Source organism: uncultured Clostridium sp., assembly GCF_947036855.1.
GTDB lineage: Bacteria > Bacillota > Clostridia > Clostridiales > Clostridiaceae > Sarcina.
The window spans coordinates 1-6,346 of record NZ_CAMQRY010000127.1 but is presented as its reverse complement, the minus strand read 5'-3'; the positions used below and the strand labels follow the sequence as shown (position 1 = coordinate 6,346).

Genomic DNA, 6,346 nt, shown 5'->3' with positions numbered 1-6,346 from the left:
AAAAAAGCAGAAGAAACTAGAAAAAATAATGAAAAAAAGGCAAAAGAAGATAGAGAAAAATTAGAGAAAGAAAGGCAAGAAAAGCTTGAAAAAGATGAGAAACAAAAAGTAGAAGATGAAAAGAAAAATTCTAATGATGATATAAAAGAAAAAGTTGATAAAATGAAAAAAAGAGAAAATACGAGTGTTGATGAAAAAGATATTATCATAGAAGCAAGCTTTACTGTTGATGAATCAGAAAAAGTTGAGCATATTCATCATAGAAATATAATTGAAGAACAAGTTGATGAAATTCTAGATGAAATAATTGCATCTAAAATAGAAGAACTTATGAAAGGCATAAAAGAAGATATTAAAAATAAACTTAGAGAAAATAATATAATTTAGGAGGGCTTTATGAATAAAATAGATTTAGAAAATATAGATTTGGAGAATATATGTATAGAAAAAGATATCATGATTAGTATTACAAAAGAACTTGGAAGTAAAGTTTCTAAAATTCTTCAAAAAAATTATATTAAAGATGTAGATAATAGAGAAGAAAAAATAGCGAAGGGTATAAGTGATATTGAGATTAAAAAAGCAATAATATTAGAGAGTAGGAGGTGAGTGAAGTGGCTAATATTTTAAACTTACTTATTCTTGGAAAAACAGGGGCAGGAAAAAGTTCATTAGTTAACTATATATGTGATAAGGAAGTTGCAAGTGTTTCAGCAGGTGGTATAGGGTCAAAAGAGAGCATTGAAAGATATGAGTATAAATATAATCAGACAAGCATAAATTTATATGATACTAAGGGTATAGAAGAGTTAGAGTTATCAGAAAAACCTAGGTTAGCATTATTTGAATTGAGCAAAGAAAAAGCAGGGTTTGATATGATTATATATTGTATTAATACTGGAGTTAAAAAAGTTTCAACAAAGGAAATTAAGAAGATACTTGAAATACGAAGGAATAATAAAAATCTAATTTTAGTTATAACAGCAGATGATATTACAAAGGGAAATGATAATAACGTATTTAATCAGATGCATGTAATTGGATTTACAGATGGTGAAATTATAAAAGTTAATTCAGAAAATAAAGTATATATAACTGGTGAAAAAAGTATAAGTTATGGGAAAGAAGATTTTTTTCATGCAATTAGGAAGAAAGTAAGTAATAAAATATTTACTTCAATAGAAAAAGAAATTACTGTTAATGTATCTAGGAAGGCTACTACATGGAAACTTAGATGTAAGAATGAACTTAATAGTAATAAAAAGTTATTTATAAGTAAGGATAAAAGAAGAACAGAAACTGAACTTGTTGATGATTTTAATCAATATTTAAAAGAAGTTGAAAATTCGCTTAATGAAGAGATTAAAGATATATTAATGAAGATGTATTTAAAATATAAAATTTTATATGGAGAAGATACAAAAGAAGCTTTAGAAAAAATAAATATAAACTCAGGATTATATTTACCAGATAAGAATAAAAGAACTTATAATTTTGCAGTGTTAGATAAAGTTGAGAAACAATTAGAAAAGTATTGGCTAGATGAAGTAGAGAATATAATAAAAGAGATAGGAAAGTAAATATAAGGAACTGCTAATAAGGGTTCTTACCAAAAGGTGAGAAAGAACCTTAATTAAGGTAGTTCCTTATTTATTGATTATCTATTAGTTTTTTATTAAGATAAGTTAATATATAAGACTAAATAGTAAAAATTTGTTAAAATTAACTTTAGAAATGTATGTTTAAGGGGGAGATTTAAATTAGAGGTAATAGACAAGAGCGAAATGAAAAAGCTCCGAAAAATAAAAAGAAAATGATAATAATTGGTGTGTTTTTAACTATGTTAGCACTTATTATAGGAGGAGTTCTTTATGTATCATCAGTTTTAGGTAGCTATGTTAAACTAGAAGTAGATGAAAGTAAACTTGCTATAAGTGAAAATTTAACAGAAGAACAAAAAAATATAAGAAATATAGCTTTATTTGGAGTTGATTCACAAAATGGTACACAGGGACGTTCAGATTCTATAATGATTTTAACTTTAGATGAAACACATAATAAGGTTAAACTTACATCTATAATGAGAGATTCTTATGTTGATATAAATGGTAAAATGGATAAAATAAACCATGCATATGCATTTGGAGGACCAGAACTTGCGATTAAAACTTTAAATCAAAATTTTGGACTTAATATAAAAGACTATATAAGTGTAAACTTTAAATCACTTTCAGCTATAATTGATGTTTTAGGTGGAATACAAATAAACGTAACAGGTGAGGAAGTTTCACATTTAACAGGAATTTCGAGTGTTGGAGTACATACATTAAATGGTGCCCAAACTCTTGAATATGCAAGAATAAGATATGCATCAGGTGGAGATTACCAGAGAACACAAAGACAAAGAAATATAATGGAATCAATGTATGAGAGTTTTAGATATAAAGGTGTAGCTGACTATCCAGAACTTGTAACATCATTCCTTCCACATGTAACAACAAATATGGATGTTACAGATATGCTTGGTATAGGAACAGAATATGCAAGTGTAATGAGTGCTGGACTTGAGCAAGAAAGATTCCCAAGAGATGGTGAAGGAACAGGAACAACAATAGGTGGCCTTTATTATCTGAAATATGATTTAGATATAGCAGGAGAAGCTATGAGAAACTTCATATTTGAGGATGTAAGAGAATCTTTTAAGAAAAATTAATATTAAAATAAAAAAGAGATATCGGTTGATTAAACTGATATCTCTTTTTTGCATCTATGTATTTATAATAAGTACATTAAATGATTTGTATTTTATCCTTTAAAAAAGAAAAATCTCTTTTATGAATCCAACCACGAGAGTTTATATTATTATCAGAATCAAGATGTACATAAAGCCAAATTTCATTAGCAATAACACATTCTTCAAATATAGGGATATCACAAACCTCTATGATTTTAGCAACTGATTTGCTTTTATCAATAGGAGTTAAGTATACAAAAACATTTTGTTTAGTTATACCAGAAGAAAATGATGGATTGACATATTTTATTTTAAGTTTTTTAAAGCTTTCAATACTAGGAGAAACTTTAGATTTTAAAGAGTTGTACTGATTGCTGAGTAGACGATATTGCTTCCTAACTTCTCTAGCTTTACTATCAAAATAAAAAAATGTAAAAGCAGTGCAGATAATAAGAGCTAAACATAGAAGAACTAAAAAAACAGTCATATTGAGGACCTCCTAAAAAATATTTCTATAATAATTATATTTATAAAAAATGATTATAATAACTAAAATACTAAGTATAATAATTGAAATTAAATCAAAAAATAGTAGTAATAATAGAAAGAAGAGGTAGACTCGTGAATCATATAGAAGTATTTTTCAATAATATTTTAAAGTTATCATTTAAACAAATATTATTAGCAGCAATAGTAGTTTTAATTTTTATAAGTATTAATAAACTTGTGATAGATAGAATAATAAAAATAGTTAGTAAAATATTATCAAAAAATAAAACTAGATTTGATGATAATATAGTGAATGCAATTGGGAAACCTTTAAAATTTTTAGTTGGTGGCTTCGGTATTTATCTTGCTTTAATTATTATTAAAATAGATAGAATGCCGAGTGATATGTTATCTAGTGCAAAATTTTTGAAAATAATAATAGTTTTAACTATAAGTATGTTTTTATATAATCTAACACTTGAAAACACTGTTTTTAATCATGAAGCAGTAGAAGATGGTGGAGATAAAAAAGTAGTATTTCCATTTGTAGCAATAATAATAAGAGTAATAATAGTAATAATAGCAGTAATTACTATAGCTCATGAATTTGGACTAACAGGATTTTTAACAGGACTTGGAATAAGTGGTGTAGTGGTAGCTTTTGCAGCACAAGATACTTGCTCTAATTTATTTGGAGGAATGATGATAGTTTTAGATAAGCCATTTGCCCTTGGGGATTGGGTAAAAGCACATGAAGCAGAAGGGATAGTTGAAGAAATAACTTTTAGAAGTACGAGAATTAGAACTTTTTGCAAATCACTCGTAACAGTTCCAAACTCTAAACTAACAAGTAATAATATAATAAATTATAGTAAAAGAGATTGCTGGAGAATAACTTTTACTATTACAGTAGATTTAAATACAAAAGTTAAGAAACTTGAGAAAATATTAGATGGTGTAGAAATAGCTATAAAATCTATAGAAGAAGTTAAAACAGAGCTTATAATAGTTAAACTTACTGATATAACACCGGTAGGATATGTTGTTTTCACATACTTCTATATAGATTTAGTTGGATTTATGAGATATGAAGAAATCAAAGAAGAAATTAATATGGCTATAATATCTATATTTGAACATTATGATGTAAAATTTGCATATTCAGTTATGGGAAATAAAGGGGAATGAATTTTAGAGTGATATATCTATGTATATACTGATGAAAAGTGAATAAATATTCTGTTTTACTTTAAAAAAACATGATATTTGCATATAAAATTATATGTCTAAAATATGAATTTTTGAAAAAATGAAAAGTTATAATGTAAAGTTTAACCAGTTTAAATTTTATATTATAACTTTTTTGTGGCTTATATACTAATTTTAAGATGAAATAGACAAAAAATAAAAATAAAATTGAAAAAACATGTAGTTCACTAAAAGTTAACAAATTAAAACGATTTTCAAAGAAAATAGATAGTGAATAAATATAATTTTGATGTTAAAATAAATGTAAATTAATTACAAAAATAACTTTTAAAAGGGAAAAGCTGTTTTTGAAAAAAAATATTTTTATTTTGAAAGGAAAATGAAATTTGAATAAAATATAGGGGGAATATACATTTTGAAATTTAGAAAAGTGAAGAGAAAAATAGCATTAGTTTTAGCTACGTTATTAAGTACAAATTTAATTTGGTCAAATATAACGGAAGTTCAAGCAGAAGAATCAGAAAAGAAAAGACCAGAAATAATAAAAAGTTTAGGTGATTATAAAACGTATAATGCAGTAGTATGGGGAAATCATACAGCATCTCAAGCAGATGTAGAAGGTAGATTGGCTATAAAAGGGGATTTGAATGCGCCAACTGAGAGAATGTCATTTGATATTGGAGCAGCATATAAAGAAAATAGTGTTGCAATAGGACATCCTATAATAGATTATTCAGTACCGGTTTTATTATTAGGTGGTAAAATTATAGATAATGGTATTGTAACAAGTGTAGAACATGGAGAGGAAAATAAGCAAAGATTTACAAGAATAGCATCAGGTTTTGCAGGTATCACAAAAAATGTTACGGATAAAGAAAAGCTAATTAAAGAAGGCCATTATTATAAAGGAGATTTTTTAGTTGAAGATGATGAGGTTAATCAACTCTTTGAAGAGATTAAAAATGAAATAAATGAAAAAATTAAAATTGTGGAGAATTTAAAAGTAAATGAAAATTCTCAGATAAATGGACATTTAGGTATTACAAGTACTACGAATACTAAAGTTTTAACAAATACTGAAAAAGGAACTAATGAATTATTTGAAATAAAAGGAGAATATGGTAGTTTTAAGTTGCCGATATTAGGGGAAGAGGATAGGCTTATAATATATTCTAATGCTAAAAGCGTAAATTTTAGAGATCAAATATATTATGGAGATAAACAAATTTCAACAACAATAGAGAAAGAATTAGTTAGAGAGTTAGCTCCAAAAATATTATGGGTATTTCCTAATGCTAAAGAGGTAATAGCGGTTCAAAAAGAGATTCCTGGAACTATAATAGCTCCTAATGCTATAACTAATATTCATGGTGGGTCTATAAATGGACAAGTATATACAAAAAATTTAAACCAAATTCCAGGAAAAGATGGAGTTGGGTTTGGAGCCGAAGTTCATAATTTTGTGTTTGATTGGGATCTATTTGATGAATTAACGCCTCCAGAAGTTGTAAAAGGTTCATTTGAATTAACAAAAGTAGCAGAGGGGACATTGGAAGGTTTATCTAAAGCTATATTTGAGATAAGAAAACCAGATGGAACAATAATAGAAAAAGAAACAGATGAGAATGGGAAAATACTATTAAATGATTTAGAGTTAGGAGTTTATGGATATAGAGAAAAGACACCACCTGAAGGATATGAAATAATTAGGCCAGAAGGGGCTAATGTTGATGGATGGAAAAAGTTTATGATAACAGAAGAGCATAAACAAAGTCCATATTCTGAAATAGTTGAGAATAAAGAGATAGAAAAGCCGATACCACCAACACCAATTAATGGATACTTAGAAATAATAAAGATAGATGCAGACGATGCTAAGAAATTCTTAGCTGGAGCTGAATTTACAGTATACAA

At 26.7% G+C, this 6,346-nt stretch carries 6 protein-coding genes and 1 pseudogene; 6 read left to right on the top strand and 1 reads right to left on the bottom strand.

Annotated elements, in window-relative coordinates; translation table 11 throughout:
* From Q0V15_RS10900 to Q0V15_RS10885, 4 genes and pseudogenes are all read left to right on the top strand, one after another.
* Nucleotides 1–387: pseudogene (locus Q0V15_RS10900) on the top strand (hypothetical protein); the annotation flags it as partial.
* 9 nt (nt 388–396) lie between these two features.
* Nucleotides 397–609: a hypothetical protein gene (locus tag Q0V15_RS10895; protein ID WP_297438912.1), complete on the top strand. Its 213-nt coding sequence runs from the start codon at nt 397–399 to the stop codon at nt 607–609.
* A 5-nt stretch (nt 610–614) separates the two neighbouring features.
* Nucleotides 615–1,580 (top strand): GTPase domain-containing protein, encoded by a 966-nt coding sequence (locus tag Q0V15_RS10890; RefSeq protein WP_297438910.1) that lies wholly within the window; start codon nt 615–617, stop codon nt 1,578–1,580.
* 233 nt (nt 1,581–1,813) lie between these two features.
* Entirely contained in the window at nt 1,814–2,713 is a 900-nt protein-coding gene (locus Q0V15_RS10885; RefSeq protein ID WP_297438908.1) for an LCP family protein, read from the top strand.
* 76 nt (nt 2,714–2,789) lie between these two features.
* Here the strand turns inward: Q0V15_RS10885 and Q0V15_RS10880 are convergent, their stop codons facing one another.
* Complete coding sequence (locus Q0V15_RS10880) at nt 2,790–3,221, bottom strand: hypothetical protein (protein ID WP_297438906.1); 432 nt, start codon at nt 3,219–3,221, stop codon at nt 2,790–2,792.
* 134 nt (nt 3,222–3,355) lie between these two features.
* On the opposite strand from Q0V15_RS10880, the gene Q0V15_RS10875 reads away from it, so the two are divergent.
* The gene (locus Q0V15_RS10875) at nt 3,356–4,411 is read left to right on the top strand and encodes a mechanosensitive ion channel family protein (RefSeq protein WP_297438904.1); all 1,056 of its coding nucleotides are present in this window, start codon (nt 3,356–3,358) and stop codon (nt 4,409–4,411) included.
* Nucleotides 4,412–4,847: 436 nt separating this feature from the next.
* A partial coding sequence (locus Q0V15_RS10870) for a collagen-binding domain-containing protein (protein WP_297438902.1) occupies nt 4,848–6,346 on the top strand: 1,499 nt, incomplete at its 3' end.